The organism is Moellerella wisconsensis ATCC 35017 (assembly GCF_001294465.1).
Taxonomy (GTDB): domain Bacteria; phylum Pseudomonadota; class Gammaproteobacteria; order Enterobacterales; family Enterobacteriaceae; genus Moellerella; species Moellerella wisconsensis.
Window position 1 is genome coordinate 320,958 of record NZ_LGAA01000026.1, and the last position, 21,814, is coordinate 342,771.

The window sequence follows — 21,814 nt, forward strand, 5'->3', positions numbered from 1 at the left end:
TCAATCACCCGGCCTGCGCAGTACAGTACAGGTCGGTGTCCCTCATATTGCAGTAACCTCAGGAGGCTACATCGATGTATGCTTTAACTAATTGTATTATTTACACTGGTCATGAAAGACTAGAAAATCATGCGGTTATTATCGAAGGTGAATTGATTAAACAAATTTGTTCGGTCGATGAACTGCCCACCGAGATAACTTGCCATGATCTGAACGGTGCAATTTTATCTGCAGGATTTATTGACTTACAAGTTAATGGCTGTGGTGGCGTGCAATTCAATGATAATTATGAAAATGTCAGCATTGAAAATTTAGAAATCATGCAACAATCCAACCAGCAGACCGGCTGTACTAGCTATCTGCCAACATTAATCACCTGCTCCGATGAATTAATGAAGCACGGTATCGATGTAATGAGCCAATACCTAAAAACTAATAAAAATCAGGCATTAGGATTACATCTTGAAGGCCCTTATATTAATTTAATTAAAAAAGGGACCCATAACCCTGAATTTATTCGTCAGCCTTCTGCTGAAATGATTGATTATCTGACTGCACATGCCAGTGCTATTACTAAAGTAACTTTAGCGCCAGAAATAGTTGATAAGCAATTTATTCGTCAACTAACTGACGCTGGAATTGTCGTATCTGCTGGGCACTCTAATGCTACTTATGAAGAAGCACGCCAAAGTTTTCAAGCTGGTATCCGTTTCTCAACTCATTTATTTAATGCCATGCCTTATATTTCAGGCCGTGGTCCCGGTTTAGTCGGTGCAATTTATGATACTCCTGAAGTCTATGCCGGCATTATTGCTGATGGACTGCATGTACAATGGGCGAATATCCGCAGCAGTAAACAATTAAAAGGCGATAAGTTAATCTTAGTCACCGACGCGACAGCACCCGCAGGTTTGGATCCTAAAACCAGTGAAATGGATCATTTTATCTTTGCAGGTAAAACCATATACTACCGCAATGGATTGTGTGTCGATGAAAATGGCACACTCAGCGGCTCCTCATTAACCATGATTGGAGCGGTAAAAAACAGCGTTGAACATGTTGGGATTGCATTAGACGAAACACTTAGAATGGCGACTCTCTATCCGGCCCGTGCAATTGGTGTGGAAGAGCGCTTAGGCTCTATCGAGCCGGGAAAAGTAGCTAATCTAACCGCATTCAGCAACGATTATCGCGTTCTCGCCACTTTTGTTAACGGACAACAAGTCTATTGATAATGAGCAAATAATCTGATGAATTATAACCACTCGCTAAAGCAAATTGGTAACATCGATCTAGTCAAACAATTAAACAGTGCCGTTGTTTATGGGCTAATCGATCAGCAAGGGCCCATCTCGCGCATACAAGTTGCCGAACAAAGCCAATTAGCCCCGGCGAGTGTGACTAAAATCACCCGTCAGTTATTAGAGCGCGGTTTAATCAAAGAAGTGGATCAACAAGCATCCACGGGCGGACGCCGCGCAATTTCTATCGTTTCTGAGCACAAAAATTTTCATACTATTGGGGTTCGCCTTGGCCGTTATGACGCCACTATCGCGTTATACGATTTAAGCGGCAAAGCCCTGTGCGAGCAGCATTATCCAATCCCTGAGTCAGAACAGCAACAAGTAGAAGATAAACTAATCGCTGCCTTAGAGGAGTTTATCAGCCATTATCAACGACGAATTAAAGAGTTAATTGCGATTTCAGTTATCTTACCGGGCCTGGTTAATCCAGATAACGGTATTATTTACTATATGCCACATATTAAAGTAAATAACTGGCATCTCGTCGATAATTTACAGCATCATTTCAAAGTAACCTGCTACGTTGGACATGATATCCGCAGTTTGGCACTGGCTGAAAATTATTTCGGCGCCACTCGGGATAGCGCTGATTCATTATTAGTCCGTATTCATCGAGGTACAGGCGCAGGGGTAATTATTAATAATGAAATACTGCTCAATCAACGCGGAAATTTAGGCGAAATTGGGCATATTCAAATTGATCCTCTCGGTGAGCCTTGCCATTGTGGTAATTTTGGCTGTTTAGAAACAATTGCCGCTAACCCAGCAATTGAACAACGGGTTCGTCAGCGTATCGAACAAGGTTATTCAAGTAGCCTGACCTTACAAAATTGCTCAATTAAAGCCATTTGCCAAGCTGCTAATAAAAATGATCCTTTAGCCACAGAAGTTATTCAAAATGTTGGGCGACAACTTGGTAAAGCAATTGCTATCGCTATCAATTTATTTAATCCACAAAAAGTCGTTATTGCTGGTGAAATAACCGAAGCAGAAAAAATCTTATTGCCCGCGATTAAAAGCTGTATTCAAGCACAAACGTTAAAAGAATTTCGTGAGGATTTACCGATTGTCACCTCTCAGTTAGTTCATAACTCCGCAATAGGAGCATTTGCCCTCACCAAACGCGCTATGCTCAACGGAGAGCTATTACAATTATTATTAGATAGCTAAAATATAACTTGATGTATAACATGGCCTGTAAACGATACAGGCCATATCGGGTGTTTCAATCGTTTGCCTTACACCTCTATTTGCTGTACTGCTTGATTGTTTGGCTATTTTTTTCTTTTTCTCCACACGTCTTCTCCTCACATCCGAAGAATTAATCTGTAACACCGTAGCCTAATTTTCATATCATCGATTAATATAATCTTGTACATCGATGGCATACTAAATTTCCACGACATGATCTCACACTGATAACCTAACATTCAGGCATTTTTATTATTGAGCTATAACCGGCTTTTTGATCTGACGATTATATTGGACTTTAATATTACGCTATCACGATAAACTTTCTGTTTTAGGCCATTTTATTTTTATCGATTAAAATGAATTAAACTGGCTAAATGATCAATTCATCCTTGTTTTTTGATTAATTTGACGACAAAATGATTATTGAACAGACAAACAAACACATTTCTACAAGTTTTTTTAAAAAAGCAGTTGACGAGTTTGTCTGTAATACGCATAATGCGCCCCGCAACGCCGATGAAGGTTTGCAGAAAAAAAGATGGCTATGTAGCTCAGCTGGTTAGAGCACAACACTCATAATGTTGGGGTCACAGGTTCGAATCCCGTCATAGCCACCATCTTTTTTATTTGCGGGAGTGGCGAAATTGGTAGACGCACCAGATTTAGGTTCTGGCGCCGCAAGGTGTGCGAGTTCAAGTCTCGCCTCCCGCACCATTTCCTTCTTCACGTTGTTAGTAAAACAAGTTAAAGTAGTTCAGTTATTCAGGTGGGGTATCGCCAAGCGGTAAGGCACTAGGTTTTGATCCTAGCATGCCCAGGTTCGAATCCTGGTACCCCAGCCATCCTGACTAACATATTTAGTTTTACGATAGCCTTTCAGGTGGGGTATCGCCAAGCGGTAAGGCACTAGGTTTTGATCCTAGCATACCCAGGTTCGAATCCTGGTACCCCAGCCATCTTCCTGATATTCCAATCGTTATAAAAAATTGAATAGACAGAGTTACCCAAAGGCTATGTAGCTCAGCTGGTTAGAGCACAACACTCATAATGTTGGGGTCACAGGTTCGAATCCCGTCATAGCCACCATCTAATGGGGTATCGCCAAGCGGTAAGGCACTGGATTCTGATTCCAGCATCCCAGGTTCGAATCCTGGTACCCCAGCCATATCTCCCTACTCTCTATTTCGCATTATCTACAACCTTCTATATTAATCCCTATTATTTTATGTAACTTCAATAAGCTCCATATTTATTCTATGGTTTATACTTCGCTTAAATAAGCAAATAAACGCAGAAATTGGCTCCCCATTACGCTATAACCGTCATGGAGAGAGCAACGGCTAATCGCAATAAACTACAAACCTAACGCATACTTAAGGGCGATCTTTTTGGCTTCTCCGGCGCGTTGTGCCGTCATTAATCCCAAATTACGCAGCGTTTTTAAGCCCGGCAAGCTTTCGCTAAAGGCCAGATAAAAAATATCCATTCCTGCCTGCATAATCAAATTGTCCGGCATTCTACGGCGTTGATAACGTTTAAGAACTGAAAGCGTATGCCATGGTTGTAAATATTGCTTAGCCTCTGTCAGCACTTGCAGCAAGACATCCACATCCCGATAACCTAAATTGACCCCTTGCCCCGCTAACGGATTAATTGAATGTGCCGCATCACCAATTAACACCAATCCTTGAGCAACGTAACGATTAGCATGATGTCTATTTAATGGAAAAGCCCCCGTTGCGAGAGGGGTCACTGCGCCTAAACGCTCAGGAAATGCCACTTGAATAGCTTGGCTTAATTGTGGCATCGACATCGCCTGTAACTGGCGAATTTTTGCTGGGCTATCGTACCAAACAAGTGATGCCCAATTATCATACAGCGGTAAAAAAGCACGAGGACCGGAAGCATGAAACTGCTGCCAAGTAGTCTCTTGCTGAGGCGTCTCAGTTTGTACTGTAATCAACATACAAGATTGACGATACTGCCAACCACGGCTACCTATCCCGGCAAATTGCCGCACTTGTGAACGCGCACCATCAGCCCCAATAACTAATTTAGTTTCGATGGCCTCATGCCCTTCTAGCGTCAATAACCAGCCGTCGATTTGTTTTTCCATTTGCAGCAACGTGGCAGGGCAAATAAGCTGTAAATTAGGATATTTTTCACATTCTTGCCACAACGCAAGCTGTAACACTCGGTTTTCGATCATAAAACCTAATTCAGGCAGACCCAGGCTCTTGGCATCAAAAATCACATTTGAGCCAGGTTCTTCCCATGTTTCTAATTGTCGATATGGTGCTGAACGCATGTTAAGAACATTTTTCCATGCGCCAAGTTGTTTTAGTAATTCAACAGACGCACAGCTAATCGCTGAGATCCGTACATCGGGTGGGCAGTTAGCATCAAAAGGTACTGGCGGTGCTTTTTCGAGCAGCGCCACATTAAAACCTTCTTGTGCTAACCCCAATGCTGCTGCTGCGCCCGTCATACCGGCACCAACAACTACAATATCATAATTTTTTATTAACTTATTCATCACATTAGCCGCTATTAACTGTTTGATTTCTGTAGTTTACCGAAAAATTTCTCCGCTGACAGGGAATATCTCTTCGTGTAACGCTGGTCACTGCCATCGCAAATGAATACAATAACAATTAAACTTATTACAGGCATTCTGCCTGCTCTGTGGATACAGATTCCAAGTGATAATTTACAACAAGGCAGCGATTGATTATTACATTTATCGCATGATCGCATACTGTCCATAATCAAAATGTAATACTGTATTCACTAACGGATCGGACTTTGGATTTTTACCCAACATGCTAAACTTATAAATACAGCCATTATTATTATAACGACTGTAGGAATAAACGTTATTTTGTCACAATCCGTCGCGCGCTCTTATACCTGAGCCAGGAAACAGCTAATAGGTTCAAATAATTAGCTAATTTAACGGTTGTAGAAATAACAAAAAAGTATGGTGGGTTTACAATGCGTTTCGGAGTCCATTACACTAGCTACTCTGAAAACATCGGATAGAGAAATGTCGACAATAAAAAAACTGTACATTAAAACCTGGGGCTGTCAGATGAATGAGTACGATTCATCTAAAATGGCAGATCTACTCGAAAGTACTCACGGTTATCAATTGACCGAAGTGCCTGAAGAAGCGGATATTTTACTGTTAAATACCTGTTCTATCCGTGAAAAAGCACAAGAAAAAGTATTCCATCAATTAGGTCGTTGGAAATATTTCAAGGACAGTAGACCCGATATTATCATTGGCGTCGGTGGCTGTGTTGCCTCTCAAGAAGGCGATTTTATACGGCAGCGCGCGCCGAGTGTTGATATTATCTTTGGTCCACAGACACTGCATCGTCTGCCAGAAATGATTAATCAGGTTAAAGGAACTCGTAGCCCTGTTGTCGATATTAGTTTCCCTGAAATAGAAAAATTTGACCGTTTGCCGGAGCCGAGAGCAGAAGGCCCAAGCGCATTTGTTTCAATTATGGAAGGCTGCAATAAATACTGCACATTCTGTGTGGTTCCCTATACCCGAGGCGAAGAAGTTAGCCGCCCATCAGATGATATTTTATTTGAAATAGCGCAACTAGCAGCCCAAGGAGTACGTGAAGTTAATCTGCTTGGTCAAAATGTTAACGCCTATCGTGGAGCCACTTACGATGGTGATATTTGCACTTTTGCCGAATTATTACGTTTAGTTGCAGCAATTGATGGTATCGACCGTGTTCGCTTCACTACTAGCCATCCAATTGAATTTACTGACGATATTATTGAGGTGTATAAAGATACGCCCGAATTAGTCAGCTATCTACACTTACCAGTACAAAGTGGCTCAGACCGAATTCTTACCTTGATGAAACGCGCGCATACCGCATTAGAATATAAAAGCATTATTCGCAAATTGCGCAAAGCACGACCTGATATCCTGATAAGTTCTGATTTTATTGTCGGCTTCCCCGGCGAAACTCAGGATGATTTTGAAAAAACGATGCAGTTAATTGCTGATGTTAATTTCGACCTCAGTTTTAGCTTTGTTTATTCCCCACGCCCAGGAACACCGGCAGCCGATCTGCCTGATGATGTGAGCGAAGAAGAGAAAAAACAACGTCTATTTTTACTGCAACAGCGAATCAACCAACAAGCTATGAATTTTAGCCGTGCCATGGTAGGCAGTGTTCAACGTATCTTAGTTGAACGCCCTGCGCGTAAAAATGTGATGGAACTGGCTGGGCGAACTGAAAGTAACCGCGTGGTTAACTTTGAAGGCACACCAGATATGATAGGCAAATTTGTCGATGTAGAAATTGTCGGTGTTTATGCTAACTCACTGCGCGGTAAAGTTATCCGTACCGAAGATCAAATGGATTTACGCGTACATGAATCCCCAGAGTCTGTTATTGCTCGCACCCGTAAGGAAAATGAAATCGGTGTTGGCAGTTATCAGCCTTAAACATAGAGATAATCAGTGACTGAAAAAAAATCTTCGCAAATAGCGACCCAAGAAATATTCCTTGAACCCGCAGATAATCAGCGCTTAATGAGCCTCTGCGGGCCATTTGATGACAATATCAAACAGCTTGAGCGTCGTCTGGGCGTAGAAATAAATCGCCGAGATAATCGTTTTAAACTGGCGGGCAAGGCATTAAATATCCAGGCAGCTAGCGCAATTTTGCGTCAATTGTATGTGGATACTGCGCCAATTCGAGGGGTGATCCCCGAGATTGAACCAGAACAAATTCATTTAGCGATCACTGAAAGCCAAGTTTTAGAGCAATCAGCCGATAGTATTCCTGACTTTGGTAAAGCGGTTAATATCAAAACTAAACGCGGTGTGATTAAACCGCGAACACCAAATCAAGCGCAATATATTGCTAATATTCTCGATCATGATATTACCTTTGGGATTGGTCCCGCGGGAACCGGGAAAACTTATTTGGCGGTAGCGGCAGCAGTAGATGCTTTAGAACGCCAAGAAATTCGTCGAATTTTATTAACTCGTCCGGCAGTTGAAGCGGGTGAGAAACTGGGCTTTTTGCCCGGTGATTTAAGTCAAAAAGTTGACCCTTATTTACGTCCACTTTACGACGCATTATTTGAAATGTTAGGCTTTGAGAAAGTTGAAAAACTGATTGAACGTAACGTTATCGAAGTCGCTCCTCTGGCTTATATGCGCGGACGTACATTAAACGATGCATTTATTATCTTGGATGAGAGCCAAAATACCACCATTGAACAAATGAAAATGTTCTTAACCCGAATTGGGTTTAATTCCAAAGCGGTGATCACTGGGGATATTACTCAAATAGATTTACCACGCGGTAATAAATCGGGATTAAGACATGCTATTGAAGTGTTGTCTGACGTCGATCAGCTAAGCTTTAATTTCTTCCATAGTGAAGATGTGGTACGACACCCTATCGTGGCCAAAATTGTTATGGCCTATGAAGCATGGGAAGAACAAGACCAAAAACGTCGTCATGTGCTGCGTCTCGAAAAAGAACAGCAAAAACTGATTGAAAAACAAGAAGACAATTCATGAGTTCAGTTATCCTTGATTTACAAATTGCCAGTGAAGATCTCACTGGCCTTCCTGATGAAGCGCTATTTCAACGCTGGCTAGATGCAGTATTGCCTCAATTTCAGCCAGAAAGCGAAGTGACTATTCGTATCGTTGATGATGCAGAAAGCCATCAGTTAAATTTAGCTTATCGTGGAAAAGATAAATCGACTAATGTACTATCATTCCCTTTCGAAGCACCGCCAGAAATAGAATTACCGCTATTAGGTGATTTGATTATCTGCCGTCAAGTTGTTGAGTTGGAAGCAAAAGAACAGCAAAAAACTGCCGAAGAACATTGGGCTCATATGGTAATTCATGGCTGTCTGCATCTGCTAGGCTATGACCATATTGAAGATGAAGAAGCCGAAGAAATGGAATCACTGGAAACAGAAATTTTAGCTCAATTAGGTTACTCAGATCCCTATTTGATTGAAAAAGATTAATCATTCTTTGATTTTTATGCTAAATATTAGCACTATAACAATCCATTATTACTTCTATATAGGAAACTAAAAATAAAACGCCATGAGCGACGATCATTCTTCTAGTAATGACACCCCTGGTCCTAAGAAAGGGTTCTTTGCACTGTTAAACCAATTATTTCACGGTGAACCAAAAAATCGTGATGACTTGGTAGAACTCATTCGTGATTCAGAACAAAACTCACTCATCGATCCTGATACCCGAGAAATGCTCGAAGGTGTGATGGATATTGCCGATCAGCGAGTTCGCGATATCATGATCCCTCGGTCACAAATTGTGACACTAAAACGGAATCAACCACTCGATGAATGCCTCGATGTCATTATTGACTCTGCACATTCTCGTTTTCCGGTGATCAGCGAAGATAAAGATCATATTGAGGGATTGCTGATGGCAAAAGATTTACTGCCATTCATGCGCTCCGACTCCGAACAATTCAGCATCGATAAAGTATTGCGTCCTGCGGTTGTGGTGCCCGAAAGTAAACGTGTTGACCGTTTACTGAAAGAATTCAGATCTCAGCGCTACCATATGGCGATTGTGATTGATGAATTTGGTGGCGTCTCCGGCTTGGTGACTATCGAAGATATTCTTGAGTTGATTGTCGGTGAAATTGAAGATGAATACGATGATGAAGATGATGTTGATATCCGCCAACTGACTCGCCACACTTTTTCTGTTCGTGCATTAATGCAAATTGAAGATTTCAATGAAGCCTTCAATACCCATTATAGCGAAGAAGAAGTGGATACTGTAGGCGGTTTGGTGATGCAAGCCTTTGGTCACTTACCTTCTCGTGGTGAGACCATCACCATCGATGATTATGTGTTCAAAGTTGCTATGGCCGACAGTCGTCGGATTATTCAGCTGCATGTAAAAATCCCCGACGAAGCATCTATTCCTGATTTGGATGAAGAACAAAAATAATGGCAGCTGCTTCATTATACTCACGCCAATGGCCACGATTGCTGTTGGCGTTAATTTTCGGAGCCAGTGGAACGCTGGCTTTTTCTCCTTTTGACTTCTGGCCGGCGGCAATTGTTTCGTTATCTGCCCTGCTGTGCTTAACCTTACAACGCACCACTAAACAAGCATTCAATATTGCGTTTTGCTGGGGATTCGGCTTATTTGGTAGCGGTGTTAATTGGGTTTATGTCAGCATTGCTGATTTTGGCGGTATGCCCACCGCGGTTAACGTACTGCTGGTTATCTTACTGGCTGCTTATTTAGCTCTTTATCCGGCGTTGTTTGGGGCATTACTGAATAAATTCTTTCCTAAAACAACCGTTTATCGATTAGTTTTCGCTGCGCCCGTAATCTGGCAACTCACTGAATGGCTACGCGGTTGGGTATTAACTGGCTTTCCGTGGTTGCAATTCGGCTATAGTCAAATTGATGGTCCATTAAAAGGACTGGCGCCAATTGTTGGCGTAGAAATGATAACCCTGCTGTTAATGGTTATTAGTGGGTTAATTGTGTTTTCCCTCGCTCAGCGTCGGTTTATCGCGCTAGGGATTGCCGCCCTATTATTATTGCTACCGCTAAGCGTTAAACAACTTCAGTGGTATACGCCTATTAATGAGAAAACCCGTGAAATCGTGCTTATCCAAGGCAATATTCCCCAATCATTAAAATGGGATCCTGAATTTCTCGATAAAACTAAACAGATTTATATTCAGCTCTCTCTGCCCTATATCGGTAAAGCATCGACCATTATTTGGCCTGAATCTGCGGTTCCTACTTCTGAAGCTGATAGCCAAGCCTGGCTACAGTCTCTTGACACCTTGCTGCGAACTGAAAATACGCGTTTAGTTACCGGAATTGTTGATGTACAACAACAGGCAGAAGGTGGCTATAAATTTTATAACAGTATTATAGTGTTAGGCGAAAAAACACCTTATCGCTATCTCTCTCAAGACCGCTATAACAAACATCATTTAGTGCCTTTTGGCGAGTTTGTACCGCTTGAGGATCTGCTACGCCCTATTGCTCCATTCTTTAATCTGCCCATGTCCGGTTTTAGCCGAGGTGATTATCAGCAAGCACAGCTGATAGCGGGTAACATGCGGCTTACTGCGGCAATTTGCTACGAAATTATTTTGGGTCAACAAGTTAGAGATAACTTTAAACCTGATACCGATTATTTACTGACTATTTCCAATGATGCATGGTTTGGGCGCTCAATTGGGCCATGGCAGCATTTCCAGATGGCAAGAATGCGAGCACTTGAGCTAGGCCGTCCATTATTGCGCGCTACTAATAATGGGATCACTGCGTTCATTCGCCCAGATGGGTCTATCCAAGCACAATTACCTCAATTTGAAGCCGCCGCACTCTCAGCACAAGTCACGCCAACCCAGGGTTTAACTCCTTATGCCCGTTGGAGTCACTGGCCATTATGGATTGTGGTCGTCTTATTCGGTGCCATCGCCTTGATTGCTGGGCGAAAATACCGCCGCTAAATTTTCGTGCAGATCAAAAAAGCCTGCCATGGAATAGATATTCTCCATGGCAGGCTTTTCAATATTATGCCTAAAATAGTTAGCTATCGATGGCTTAAATCATAGGGCGGCCAGCAATAAGCGCGCTTTTAGTCCCCAATAACTGGTCCAGCCAGAAGTAAAACTGACCATTTCACCATGATCAATAATCATAAAACTCGGCGTGGCACTCACGGCAGCTAAGGCTGATATTTGGCCATCTATATCATTGATCACAGGAAAATTAAGCCCTTTTTTGTGCATTCCCTGCAATAATCGCTGACTATCGCCAGAGCGGAGCGCCACTGAAATTACCGGCACGCCCGCCGCGGCTAGCTCAGCCACCATAGGTGAGGTCATTTTACACACCCCGCACCATGTCGCCCAAAAGTAGACTAAAATCGGTTTATCTCGGCTTAACTGTGCCAATGAAACAGATTCGCCATTAGCTAACGTCATCGGGGCTAATAGCTGCGGAGCAAGATGAGCCGGTTTGCGCCACCAGTCCATAGCAGTAGTGGCGATAAAAATTATCACCACCAGCACAATAATCTCTTTCAACCATTTTCTTAGTCGGGTCATGAGATTAATTATTTAACTTTTGCCAATTGCTGCTTAACAATCTGCTCCAACTGCTGCTGATCGATAGCACCGGGGATCATTTCTTCCCCTACTAACGTTGCAGGCGTCCCCTGAACGCCTAATTTCTCGGCTAATTGTAAATTATTTTTGACGGTCAATTTACTTTTATCATTCGCCACCAACGTCTCATTACCCGTCGCTTTTAATGCTTGTTTAATATTATCTTCGGTCAGCATGCCTTGTTTTTGCATCAATTTTTGATGTAATTTTTGAAATGCCTCAGGGTTTTGCTCCCACAGAGTTAAAACTAATTGAGATGACTCTAATGACGTCTGCCCCTTGAACGGTAACGGTTTTATCACCACGGCTACTTCTGGATATTTTTTAACAATCTCTTCCAATTGTGGATCAAAGCGTTTGCAATACGGGCAGTTATAATCGGTAAAGCTCACTAAGACTAATTTGGCATCTTTGGCGCCAATACGAGGGCTGGCGGGATCGTTAAATAGTGCATTATGTTCTGCTTTGATCGTATCTTGCACTTGAGCCTGTTGTTTCTCAAATTGTTTAGCCTGCAATGCTTGGATAGCCTCTTCCAGAATTTCTGGATTTTTAATCAACGTATCACGCACTAATTCACGCACTTGTGCTTCCTGATCTGCCGATAATGGGGCAGCTTGTACGCCCATACTGACTGCGCCTAAACTTAGGGTGAATGATGAAAGTAATATTGCTAGCAGTGTTTTTTTCATTTCTCGGCTCCTTGCGCCTGATTGGCCGTCGATACCTGATTTAAGGTCGATGCCTGATTTAAAACGGATAAAAGCTCTTCTCGATCAAGCAATGTAGATAATATTTTGCCTTCTTTAATTGCAGTACCATAAATTTGGTTAAACGGCACCGCAACCTGTCCACGTTGTTGTAAAAATTGATTAATTTCAGCTGACGGTTTAGTCCAATCGCCTCGTAACGCTACCACATCTGGCGCACTTAATGCTTGTTGAACGTCGTCTCGCAGCAATACATTATATTTATTCGCCTTACAGGTAACGCACCAGTCGGCGGTGACATCAACAAAAACCCGTTTGTTCGCAGATAATGCCTGATCGATAGCAGCTTGTGTCAATGGCTGCCAGTTAATGCTATCTCGAACCAACGAGCGATTGGTCGCCGAATTATCGCTATAAGTTGACCATGCAAAGCCCGCGGCCAGTAGACTAAATAAAAGAAAAGTCATTGCCGCTACTCGATAACCATAATGCTTCGCAATAAAAATTAATAAAACTAACAATAGTATAATGGCAATAATTAACGAGTAGATATATCCGATATGCGCGCTCATTAAGCTAATTAGCCATAAGCACGAAATCAACATCATCGCCCCCAGTACTGCACGCAAGATATTCATCCAGCGACCGGGTTTAGGAAGAAGCCGGGCCACCGCAGGGAAGGCGGCAATTAATAACCATGGCAAGCTCATTCCTATCCCTAAGGCAGTAAATATTAGCCATAATTCTGCGATAGGTGCAGCTAATGCAAATGCGACCGCAGTACCCAAAAAAGGCGCGGAGCATGGGGTCGCTAATAATGTGGCAAAAACGCCCTGCCAAAAATGACCGGCATTACCTTGCCCGCCCAACGTCGCTAGACGAGTATTGGTTTTACTGCCTAAGTTTATTTCAAATAATCCCAGTAAATTGGCACTAAATAGCGCAGTTACTAGCACCATAAAGCCGATAAACCAAGGATTTTGGAACTGTATTCCCCAGCCAATCACCTGCTGCCCAGCCCGGAGTAACGTCATAAACAGCGCTAACAGCCAGAAAGAGGCTAAAATTCCTGAGGACGAAAGTAAAAACTGGCGCCGAATTGTCTGCTGTTGGCCTTGCGGCACATACAGAATTGATCCCAATTTCATCGCTAATACCGGCAATACGCATGGCATTAGATTCAATATTAAGCCGCCTAATAGCGCAAAGGCGACCATTTGCCACAAAGGAATAGCAGCTAACGAAGACGTCGAAGTATTTATCTGGGTGACATTACCGCCATGCGGTGTAATTTGCTGTTTAATCTGCTGAGAAACCCCATGATCAACAACTACAAAAGAGAGCGTTTCTCCGCTAAGATCTGGCGCGCTATCCCCCCAATCATCAGTAACATCAATAATCGCGGTTAATGTCTGTGCTGAACTATTTATTTTCGGCACACTCAGTGCGGTACCCTCGGGATAATCAATAAATAGCTCGGGCTGTTGCCACGACAACTCATTGGTTTTATTTAAGTTAATGACCAATTGATTACCAGTAAATCCTACTGTTGCCTGCTCAACTAATCCTTTTTCAGCCGGAACTGTGCCTTTAGCTTGATTAAATAACCATGCAAAATCGGCCGGTGCCGATTGGGTAAGATCTAGCTCAAAAGGATAATCAGTCAATACACAAACATTACTGCACGTTGATAAGGTTAATACGCCCGCTAATGATTTCAGTGATTCTGAAACCTTGAGTTCGATAGGCAGACTGACATCGCCAGAATAGCCTTGGGTAGAAATACCGGCCACATCAAAACGATGAGGGGTCGGCCAAAACCATTGGCTGGCTTCAACCGGTGATTGCCATTTAATTTCAGGCGCGATCCCACCTTCACCCGGCGAGCGCCAATAGGTTTTCCATCCCTGAGCTAATTTAATATCCAGCAATAATTCAATATGCCCATTAATAGGCGCAGATGATAATAAGCGAACAGCGGCATGAGAATTATTTTTTTCTGTTAACCAACCACTGTCTGCCGCGTGCAGGTTAATCGAAAAAAATATGATAACAGTTAAAAACGAATTAATAATAAAACGCATGGTTTCCTCCAAAGTTAAAATCCATTAATTAATTGAATTTAATGGGTTTCTAATCTCGAAGGTTACAAAATTGGAGGTGCAGCCGAACCCGGGGGGGTGGATATTTATCACTGCGTTGTTTGGCGCGACGCGGAAAACGATAACAGAGTAAAGTTAATGCCGCCAAAGTAAAGTACCAGATAAATAAAGGTTCTAAAGCGAGGGGAAATAAAGGCAATAACGACTTAGCGCTGAGTTCACAAATAGAAATTTTACCGTTGTCATTATAGCCAGATGCGTGTGATTGAATTGATTCTACGGGCAAGAAAAGACTGCCCGAGACGACTGGCGATGATAAGTGATGATGGGACAATCGTTCACCTAGCGCTCGCTGATTGAGGCAAAATAGCACCATCAGACAAAGCAAAATAGCTAATACTTTTCCTTTCGCTAACGCCATGCTGCTATTCATTATCTGTTAACCTAATCCTAAGCAAACCTATTAATTATAGGGGATTTTATCCGTAACTTGGCACATATCAAATCGTAGCTTCGCGCGTATAAAATCATAACTTAGCGCATCTAGTATCGTACTTAGCACAATTTAGCCGCAATATTAACGGCTAATCTTACACAGCCAATCTATTGAAACAAGCAACATCATTTAACTTTACAAAGCCAAATCGCACTCTCACACAGTAAATCTAGACAATAATGAAGGAATAACTGAACAACTCAGCCTAATTAAATTTTGTCGATTTAAAATCAACTCAGCCCACAATATCACTTTAAAACAACCGTCTATTCATCATCTTAAAACAACTGCTTATTCATCGATTGTGTCACTATTTCTATTATTCAGAATAAATATTATTCCGACTAAATATTATTCCGATTCAATTTGGCATTGAACTTGCAAAGTTATCTTACTGTGGAAGTAATAATCGTCTTAATTGCTGTTTTAATGCTCTATTATTGCCATTTTATTGCAATTAGTTATTTTGCATTCACCACAACAGTGAATCACGAACCAAAATAGTGCAGTAATAGTGCAGTAATAATACAGCAACAGTGCAATAAATGATGAAAATCCAAGCAATATGCGAAGCAGCTCGCGAACTGAAAACAAAATGTTATCAATTAATAACAAAGTTAATTAGATTTTAACATTAACTAAACACATATCAAATGAACAGCCGGTGATCGCCAAGGCGAGACATTAGCAAACACAACAGACCACAAGTCTAAATGATGTTATCAAGGAGCTGTATATGCGTATGAATAAACTGATTTTATCAATGATGATACTGGGCGCAACGTGCGCAGCTCAGGCAGAAGAATTAACCGGTACATTGAAAAAAATCAAAGATAATGGAGTCATCGTAGTTGGGCACCGTGAATCTTCAGTTCCCTTTTCTTATTATGATAATAGCCAAAAAGTCGTCGGCTACTCACAAGATTATTCAGATCAAATTGTTGCCGCAGTCAAGAAAAAGCTCGATATGCCGAACTTAGACGTTAAATTAATACCAATCACTTCACAAAATCGCATTCCGTTACTGCAAAATGGAACTTATGATTTTGAATGTGGTTCCACTACTAATAATGCAGAAAGACAAAAACAAGCCGCCTTTTCTAATACTATCTTTGTGGTAGGTACCAGATTATTAACCAAAAATAGTTCTGGTGTAAAAGATTTTGCTGATTTAGCCGGTAAAAACGTGGTTGTTACTTCAGGAACTACCTCCGAAGTTATGCTAAATAAACTCAATGATGAGAAAAAAATGGGCATGCGCATCATCAGTACCAAAGATCATGGCGATGCTTTCCGTACTTTAGAATCTGGGCGTGCAGTCGCTTTTATGATGGATGATGCGTTGCTTGCAGGTGAACGCGCCAAAGCTAAAAAACCAGATATTTGGGAAATCGTTGGTAAACCGCAATCCGAAGAAGCTTACGGTTGCATGCTGCGCAAAGATGACCCGCAATTTAAAACACTGGTTGATGACACCATTGCCAGCGCCCAAACTTCTGGCGTAGCCGACAAATCATATAACCGTTGGTTTGAACAACCCACACCACCGAAAAACCTTAACTTACATTTTGCCATGTCAGATGAAATGAAAGCTCTGTTTAAACATCCAAATGATAAAGCGCTGAACTAATTAAAAAATTAGACTGACTAAAATAAATATGGGGTAGTACTGGCAGTACTTATCGCGAGGCGGTCGTTCCCCGCCTCGCATATTTTTGCCGGTTATTGGGGCTAAATTTATAACCCACAGGGAGTTGCATATGTCTATTGATTGGAACTGGGGGATATTCTTACAGGATGCTCCATTTGGTAATACTACCTATTTAGGCTGGTTAATCTCCGGTTTTGAAGTCACTGTCACACTGTCGATTTGCGCATGGATTATTGCTTTTCTGGTGGGCTCATTTTTCGGGATTTTACGTACTGTACCCAATAAATCTGTAGCAATGATTGGCACGATATATGTCGAGTTATTTCGTAACGTTCCGCTAATTGTACAATTTTTCGCTTGGTATTTAGTGGTTCCAGAACTGCTTCCTGAATCTCTCGGGGACTGGTTTAAAGGCGAACTCAATCCTAATATTCAATTCTTTGTTTCATCAACATTATGCCTAGGCTTATTTACCGCAGCCCGCATGACAGAGCAAGTTCGTGCCGCGATTCAATCACTACCACGAGGACAAAAAAGTGCTGGCCTCGCCATAGGTCTAACATTACCGCAAACATATCGCTATGTATTACTGCCTAATGCCTACCGGGTTATTTTGCCGCCAATGACCTCTGAAATGCTCAATTTGGTCAAAAACTCTGCGATTGCATCCACCATTGGATTAGTCGATATGGCAGCACAAGCTAACAAATTACTCGATTACTCTTCTCATGCTTGGGAATCATTTACCGCTATCACCTTAGGCTATGTCGGCATTAATCTAGTCATTATGCTGTTAATGCATTTAGTTGAACGCAAAGTGCGGTTACCTGGCTCCACCGGAGGGCGCTGATATGTTTTATGAATTTAACTGGAGCTCAATCGTTCCTAGCTGGCCATTTCTGGTCGACGGATTGATTATTACCGCAAAAATTACCCTCACAGCAATCGCCGTCGGAATTGTGTGGGGTACAATACTTGCTATGATGCGTCTTTCACGCTTTAAGCTAGTCAGCTGGTTTGCCGCATTATATGTAAATATTTTTCGCTCCGTGCCTTTAGTGATGGTGCTGCTATGGTTTTATTTAATAGTGCCTAACTTATTACAAAATGTTCTAGGTATATCCCCAAAAAGTGATATTCGTTTAATCTCTGCGATGATAGCCTTTTCACTTTTTGAAGCAGCTTACTATTCAGAAATTATACGGGCAGGCATTATGAGTATTGCTCGCGGACAGTCTTCAGCGGCTTTAGCGTTAGGGATGACACGCATGCAGTCGATGAGATTAGTTATATTACCTCAGGCATTTCGTGCGATGGTTCCCCTACTATTAACTCAAGGGATTGTGCTCTTTCAAGATTCATCGTTAGTCTATGTATTAAGTTTGACTGATTTCTTCCGTATGGCGACCAATATCGGCGATCGCGATGGAACCCAAGTAGAAATGGTATTATTTGCAGGTTTTGTTTACTTTATTATTAGTTTTTCTGCGTCTATGCTGGTGAACTATCTTAAGAAAAGGACGGTTTCATGATTACCCTGAAAAATGTATCCAAATGGTATGGTCAGTTTCAGGTGCTTACTGACTGCTCAACAGACGTCAAAAAAGGCGAAGTTGTGGTAGTTTGTGGGCCTTCTGGTTCGGGCAAATCCACCTTAATAAAAACAGTCAATGGCTTAGAACCTATCCAGCAAGGCGATATTTTTGTCGATGAAATTCATGTAAACGACAAAAAAACAGATTTAGCGAAATTGCGCTCCCGAGTGGGTATGGTTTTCCAGCACTTTGAGCTATTCCCTCACTTATCTATCATTGAAAACCTGACCTTGGCACAAATCAAGGTGTTAGGCCGCAGTAAAGCGGATTCCGAGGCGAAAGCGTTAAAATTATTAGAGCGTGTCGGCCTTTCGACCCATGCCAATAAATTTCCATCACAGCTCTCTGGTGGTCAACAGCAGCGGGTCGCCATTGCTCGCGCCTTATGTATGGATCCTATCGCCATGCTGTTTGATGAGCCGACCTCGGCCCTTGATCCTGAAATGATTAACGAAGTTCTGGATGTTATGGTCGAGCTAGCCAATGAAGGGATGACCATGATGGTTGTCACTCATGAAATGGGATTTGCGAAAAAAGTAGCGAATCGAGTGATTTTCATGGATGAAGGTAAAATTGTCGAAGACAGTAAAAAAGAAGATTTCTTCGCCAATCCTAAATCCGAGCGAGCTAAAGATTTCTTAGCTAAAATTCTGCACTAATCAGATACTCACCCCGCTATTTATTATCATTATAATCCCAAGGAGCGGTGCTCTTTGGGAATTTGTTTTTATCGCTATTACTATTTTTTCACGTCAAACAATACCAATCACCTTCATTTTTAGTTAAGTTGTTAGATTCAAGAGAGTAAAATCATCGGATATACTCATCAAGATGCAATAAAAACGGTTTTCTGTTTTATTCAACAGGTAACAGCTATTGTTGTTTTACGGTGTAATCCGCTATGCTATGCGGATCTAAACTAATTAAGACATTCACGCTACTGAGTAGCTTTACTCACCACAGGATTATCGGTGCCATGCAAGAACAATATCGTCCAGAAGACATAGAATCTCAAGTACAGCGTCACTGGGAAGAAAAAAGAACATTCAAAGTGACAGAAGACAACAGCAAAGAAAAATACTATTGCCTGTCAATGCTACCTTACCCTTCTGGTCGACTGCATATGGGCCACGTTCGTAATTACACCATTGGTGATGTTATTTCTCGTTATCAGCGTATGCTCGGCAAAAACGTGCTACAACCAATTGGGTGGGATGCTTTTGGTCTGCCAGCAGAAGGTGCCGCAGTTAAAAACAACACTGCACCCGCGCCTTGGACCTATGCAAATATCGATTACATGAAAGGCCAACTCAAAATGTTAGGCTTTGGTTACGATTGGGATCGCGAAATTGCCACCTGTACACCAGAATATTATCGTTGGGAACAATGGTTTTTCACTAAGCTGTATGAAAAAGGATTAGTGTATAAAAAAACCTCAGCCGTTAACTGGTGCCCACATGATCTGACCGTATTAGCTAACGAACAAGTAGTTGATGGCTGCTGCTGGCGCTGCGATACTCCGGTAGAACGCAAAGAAATTCCACAATGGTTTATTAAAATTACCGATTATGCGGAAGAACTGCTGAATGATTTAGATAAGCTAGATGAATGGCCTGAACAGGTTAAAACCATGCAGCGTAACTGGATCGGTCGTTCTGAAGGGGTAGAAATCACCTTCAATGTAGCTGACCGCGATGACAAGTTAACGGTTTATACCACTCGCCCAGATACCTTTATGGGAGCGACTTATGTTGCCGTAGCTGCTGGGCATCCGTTAGCTCAAGAAGCGGCAGCGAATAATCTTCAACTAGCTGGTTTTATTGAAGAATGTCGTGCGACTAAAATGGCAGAAGCTGACATGGCGACCATGGAGAAAAAAGGTTTAGCCACCGGCTTTTATGCTGTCCATCCTTTAACTCAAGAAAAACTACCTATTTGGGTAGCTAACTTTGTGCTGATGGAATACGGCACCGGAGCAGTTATGGCTGTTCCTGCACATGACCAACGTGATTGGGAATTTGCACATAAATATTCATTACCTATTAAAGCAGTAATCGCTGATGCCGAAGGAAATCAACCTGATATCAGCGAAGCTGCAATGACGGATAAAAACAGCCTGATTAACTCGGGTGAGTTTGACGGCTTATCAAACGAAGCCGGCTTCAATGCGATTGCAGATAAACTGGTTGAGATGGGGGTAGGTCAACGTAAAGTTAACTATCGTCTGCGCGACTGGGGAGTTTCTCGTCAACGTTATTGGGGCGCACCAATTCCAATGGCAACGTTGGAAGATGGCACTGTGGTTCCTGTTCCTGAAGACCAACTGCCGGTGATCCTACCAGAAGATGTCACCATGGACGGCATTACTAGCCCAATAAAAGCAGATCCTGAGTGGGCAAAAACTACCGTTAATGGCCTGCCAGCACTGCGTGAAACCGATACCTTTGATACCTTTATGGAATCATCATGGTATTACGCGCGTTATACTTGCCCTCAATTTGATGATGGCATGCTTGATCCCGCAGCGGCAAACTATTGGCTGCCTGTTGATCAATATATTGGCGGTATCGAACACGCTATCATGCATTTAATGTATTTCCGTTTCTTCCATAAATTAATGCGCGATGCGGGTTTAGTGAACTCTGATGAACCAGCCAAACGTCTGCTGTGCCAAGGTATGGTACTCGCCGATGCGTTTTATTATATTGGTGAAGATGGTCAGCGTGTATGGATCTCGCCAGTCGATGCTATTGTTGAACGGGACGAGAAAGGCCGCATCACTAAAGCGGTGGATAGTGAAGGACGTGAGCTTGTCTATACTGGCATGAGCAAAATGTCGAAATCAAAAAATAACGGTATCGACCCACAATTGATGGTCGAAAAATACGGTGCTGATACCGTTCGTTTATTCATGATGTTTGCTGCGCCACCAGAATTAACTTTAGAATGGCAAGAATCTAGCGTTGAAGGGGCTAACCGCTTCGTCCGTCGTGTTTGGCGTCTGGTCCATGAGCATTCCCAAAAAGGAACCGCTGCAGCATTAAATATCACAACATTGACCGCTGAACAAAAAGATCTACGTCGTGATCTGCATAAAACGATCGCCAAAGTAACCGATGATATTGGTCGTCGTTATGCCTTTAACACCGCTATTGCCGCGATAATGGAGTTCATGAATAAACTGACCCGTGCGCCGCAGGAAACTGAACAAGACCGTGCGTTAATGCAAGAGTCATTAGATGCAATCGTCCGCATGTTGTCACCAATTATTCCTCACGCCTGTTTCGAAATGTGGAAAGCGTTGGGTCATAATGAAGACATCGATTTCTCCGCATGGCCAGTTGCTGATGAAAAAGCTATGGTCGACGACACTAAACTGGTTGTCGTGCAGGTTAACGGAAAAGTACGTGGTCGAATTACTGTTCCAGCAGATGCCACGCAAGAGTTTGTTCAAGAAATGGCATCACAAGAGTACAGCGTGACTAAATATCTTGAGGGTGTCACTATTCGCAAAGTGATTTATGTACCAGGTAAATTATTGAATCTGGTTGTTGGCTAATAAAGGAGGCC

Annotated in this window: 17 protein-coding genes and 6 tRNA genes; 18 read left to right on the forward strand and 5 right to left on the reverse strand. The window is 42.3% G+C overall.

Annotated elements, in window-relative coordinates; translation table 11 throughout:
* Positions 1–74 precede the first annotated feature (74 nt).
* The 8 genes from nagA to M992_RS13440 all read left to right on the forward strand — a co-directional run bounded on the left by nagA (position 75) and on the right by M992_RS13440 (position 3,663).
* Complete coding sequence (gene nagA, locus M992_RS13405; RefSeq protein ID WP_053909048.1) at positions 75–1,232, forward strand: N-acetylglucosamine-6-phosphate deacetylase; 1,158 nt, start codon at positions 75–77, stop codon at positions 1,230–1,232.
* Positions 1,233–1,250: 18 nt separating this feature from the next.
* Positions 1,251–2,474, forward strand: coding sequence for a DNA-binding transcriptional regulator NagC (gene nagC, locus M992_RS13410; protein ID WP_053909049.1), 1,224 nt, complete (start codon positions 1,251–1,253; stop codon positions 2,472–2,474).
* 564 nt (positions 2,475–3,038) lie between these two features.
* Positions 3,039–3,115 (forward strand) — tRNA-Met (locus M992_RS13415).
* Positions 3,116–3,127: 12 nt separating this feature from the next.
* Positions 3,128–3,212: transfer RNA gene (locus tag M992_RS13420), tRNA-Leu, on the forward strand.
* A 53-nt stretch (positions 3,213–3,265) separates the two neighbouring features.
* A tRNA-Gln gene (locus M992_RS13425) sits at positions 3,266–3,340 on the forward strand.
* Between the two features lie 39 nt (positions 3,341–3,379).
* A tRNA-Gln gene (locus M992_RS13430) sits at positions 3,380–3,454 on the forward strand.
* 53 nt (positions 3,455–3,507) lie between these two features.
* Positions 3,508–3,584: transfer RNA gene (locus M992_RS13435), tRNA-Met, on the forward strand.
* Between the two features lie 5 nt (positions 3,585–3,589).
* Positions 3,590–3,663: transfer RNA gene (locus tag M992_RS13440), tRNA-Gln, on the forward strand.
* A gap of 189 nt (positions 3,664–3,852) precedes the next feature.
* Here M992_RS13440 and ubiF read toward each other — a convergent pair.
* Positions 3,853–5,034 carry a 3-demethoxyubiquinol 3-hydroxylase gene (ubiF, locus tag M992_RS13445; protein WP_053909050.1) on the reverse strand — a complete coding sequence of 394 codons (1,182 nt, stop codon included), beginning with the start codon at positions 5,032–5,034 and terminating at the stop codon, positions 3,853–3,855.
* A gap of 510 nt (positions 5,035–5,544) precedes the next feature.
* On the opposite strand from ubiF, the gene miaB reads away from it, so the two are divergent.
* The 5 genes from miaB to lnt all read left to right on the forward strand — a co-directional run bounded on the left by miaB (position 5,545) and on the right by lnt (position 11,030).
* Positions 5,545–6,975: a tRNA (N6-isopentenyl adenosine(37)-C2)-methylthiotransferase MiaB gene (gene miaB / locus M992_RS13450; RefSeq protein ID WP_047255752.1), complete on the forward strand. Its 1,431-nt coding sequence runs from the start codon at positions 5,545–5,547 to the stop codon at positions 6,973–6,975.
* A gap of 87 nt (positions 6,976–7,062) precedes the next feature.
* Positions 7,063–8,064 carry a PhoH family protein gene (locus M992_RS13455; RefSeq protein ID WP_047255797.1) on the forward strand — a complete coding sequence of 334 codons (1,002 nt, stop codon included), beginning with the start codon at positions 7,063–7,065 and terminating at the stop codon, positions 8,062–8,064.
* The gene (gene ybeY, locus M992_RS13460) at positions 8,061–8,528 is read left to right on the forward strand and encodes an rRNA maturation RNase YbeY (protein ID WP_047255753.1); all 468 of its coding nucleotides are present in this window, start codon (positions 8,061–8,063) and stop codon (positions 8,526–8,528) included. The genes M992_RS13455 and ybeY overlap by 4 nt, the downstream gene beginning before the upstream one ends.
* Before the next feature lie 82 nt (positions 8,529–8,610).
* Positions 8,611–9,495, forward strand: a complete 885-nt coding sequence (gene corC / locus M992_RS13465) for a CNNM family magnesium/cobalt transport protein CorC (RefSeq protein ID WP_047255754.1) — start codon at positions 8,611–8,613, stop codon at positions 9,493–9,495.
* Positions 9,495–11,030: an apolipoprotein N-acyltransferase gene (lnt, locus tag M992_RS13470; RefSeq protein WP_053909051.1), complete on the forward strand. Its 1,536-nt coding sequence runs from the start codon at positions 9,495–9,497 to the stop codon at positions 11,028–11,030. The genes corC and lnt overlap by 1 nt, the downstream gene beginning before the upstream one ends.
* A gap of 99 nt (positions 11,031–11,129) precedes the next feature.
* Here the strand turns inward: lnt and M992_RS13475 are convergent, their stop codons facing one another.
* From M992_RS13475 to M992_RS13490, 4 genes are read right to left on the reverse strand one after another with little or no spacing between them, the layout of a single operon-like run.
* Positions 11,130–11,630 (reverse strand): protein disulfide oxidoreductase, encoded by a 501-nt coding sequence (locus tag M992_RS13475; RefSeq protein ID WP_053909052.1) that lies wholly within the window; start codon positions 11,628–11,630, stop codon positions 11,130–11,132.
* Positions 11,631–11,638: 8 nt separating this feature from the next.
* Positions 11,639–12,382, reverse strand: coding sequence for a DsbA family protein (locus M992_RS13480; protein ID WP_053909053.1), 744 nt, complete (start codon positions 12,380–12,382; stop codon positions 11,639–11,641).
* Positions 12,379–14,484 (reverse strand): protein-disulfide reductase DsbD family protein, encoded by a 2,106-nt coding sequence (locus M992_RS13485; RefSeq protein ID WP_053909054.1) that lies wholly within the window; start codon positions 14,482–14,484, stop codon positions 12,379–12,381. Before M992_RS13485 ends, M992_RS13480 begins: the two co-directional genes overlap by 4 nt.
* Before the next feature lie 49 nt (positions 14,485–14,533).
* Positions 14,534–14,935 carry a hypothetical protein gene (locus M992_RS13490; RefSeq protein ID WP_053909055.1) on the reverse strand — a complete coding sequence of 134 codons (402 nt, stop codon included), beginning with the start codon at positions 14,933–14,935 and terminating at the stop codon, positions 14,534–14,536.
* A 799-nt stretch (positions 14,936–15,734) separates the two neighbouring features.
* Here M992_RS13490 and M992_RS13495 point away from each other — a divergent pair.
* The 5 genes from M992_RS13495 (at position 15,735) to leuS (ending at position 21,803) form a co-directional block, all read left to right on the forward strand.
* Complete coding sequence (locus M992_RS13495; RefSeq protein ID WP_053909056.1) at positions 15,735–16,628, forward strand: glutamate/aspartate ABC transporter substrate-binding protein; 894 nt, start codon at positions 15,735–15,737, stop codon at positions 16,626–16,628.
* A gap of 130 nt (positions 16,629–16,758) precedes the next feature.
* Complete coding sequence (locus tag M992_RS13500; RefSeq protein WP_047255760.1) at positions 16,759–17,499, forward strand: amino acid ABC transporter permease; 741 nt, start codon at positions 16,759–16,761, stop codon at positions 17,497–17,499.
* A gap of 1 nt (position 17,500) precedes the next feature.
* Positions 17,501–18,181 carry a glutamate/aspartate ABC transporter permease GltK gene (gltK, locus tag M992_RS13505; protein WP_047255761.1) on the forward strand — a complete coding sequence of 227 codons (681 nt, stop codon included), beginning with the start codon at positions 17,501–17,503 and terminating at the stop codon, positions 18,179–18,181.
* The gene (locus M992_RS13510) at positions 18,178–18,903 is read left to right on the forward strand and encodes an amino acid ABC transporter ATP-binding protein (protein ID WP_053909057.1); all 726 of its coding nucleotides are present in this window, start codon (positions 18,178–18,180) and stop codon (positions 18,901–18,903) included. The genes gltK and M992_RS13510 overlap by 4 nt, the downstream gene beginning before the upstream one ends.
* Positions 18,904–19,220: 317 nt before the next feature.
* Entirely contained in the window at positions 19,221–21,803 is a 2,583-nt protein-coding gene (leuS, locus tag M992_RS13515; protein ID WP_053909058.1) for a leucine--tRNA ligase, read from the forward strand.
* Positions 21,804–21,814 lie beyond the last annotated feature (11 nt).

Bases quoted from the DNA above. Each gene is read 5' to 3' on its own strand.
- ybeY (WP_047255753.1), top strand. From the start codon at position 8,061: ATGAGTTCAGTTATCCTTGATTTACAAATTGCCAGTGAAGATCTCACT.
- M992_RS13495 (WP_053909056.1), top strand. From the start codon at position 15,735: ATGCGTATGAATAAACTGATTTTATCAATGATGATACTGGGCGCAACG.
- M992_RS13500 (WP_047255760.1), top strand. From the start codon at position 16,759: ATGTCTATTGATTGGAACTGGGGGATATTCTTACAGGATGCTCCATTT.
- gltK (WP_047255761.1), top strand. From the start codon at position 17,501: ATGTTTTATGAATTTAACTGGAGCTCAATCGTTCCTAGCTGGCCATTT.
- M992_RS13480 (WP_053909053.1), bottom strand. From the start codon at position 12,382: ATGAAAAAAACACTGCTAGCAATATTACTTTCATCATTCACCCTAAGT.
- nagA (WP_053909048.1), top strand. From the start codon at position 75: ATGTATGCTTTAACTAATTGTATTATTTACACTGGTCATGAAAGACTA.
- lnt (WP_053909051.1), top strand. From the start codon at position 9,495: ATGGCAGCTGCTTCATTATACTCACGCCAATGGCCACGATTGCTGTTG.
- ubiF (WP_053909050.1), bottom strand. From the start codon at position 5,034: ATGAATAAGTTAATAAAAAATTATGATATTGTAGTTGTTGGTGCCGGT.
- M992_RS13485 (WP_053909054.1), bottom strand. From the start codon at position 14,484: ATGCGTTTTATTATTAATTCGTTTTTAACTGTTATCATATTTTTTTCG.
- M992_RS13475 (WP_053909052.1), bottom strand. From the start codon at position 11,630: ATGACCCGACTAAGAAAATGGTTGAAAGAGATTATTGTGCTGGTGGTG.
- M992_RS13455 (WP_047255797.1), top strand. From the start codon at position 7,063: ATGAGCCTCTGCGGGCCATTTGATGACAATATCAAACAGCTTGAGCGT.
- miaB (WP_047255752.1), top strand. From the start codon at position 5,545: ATGTCGACAATAAAAAAACTGTACATTAAAACCTGGGGCTGTCAGATG.
- nagC (WP_053909049.1), top strand. From the start codon at position 1,251: ATGAATTATAACCACTCGCTAAAGCAAATTGGTAACATCGATCTAGTC.
- M992_RS13490 (WP_053909055.1), bottom strand. From the start codon at position 14,935: ATGAATAGCAGCATGGCGTTAGCGAAAGGAAAAGTATTAGCTATTTTG.
- leuS (WP_053909058.1), top strand. From the start codon at position 19,221: ATGCAAGAACAATATCGTCCAGAAGACATAGAATCTCAAGTACAGCGT.
- corC (WP_047255754.1), top strand. From the start codon at position 8,611: ATGAGCGACGATCATTCTTCTAGTAATGACACCCCTGGTCCTAAGAAA.
- M992_RS13510 (WP_053909057.1), top strand. From the start codon at position 18,178: ATGATTACCCTGAAAAATGTATCCAAATGGTATGGTCAGTTTCAGGTG.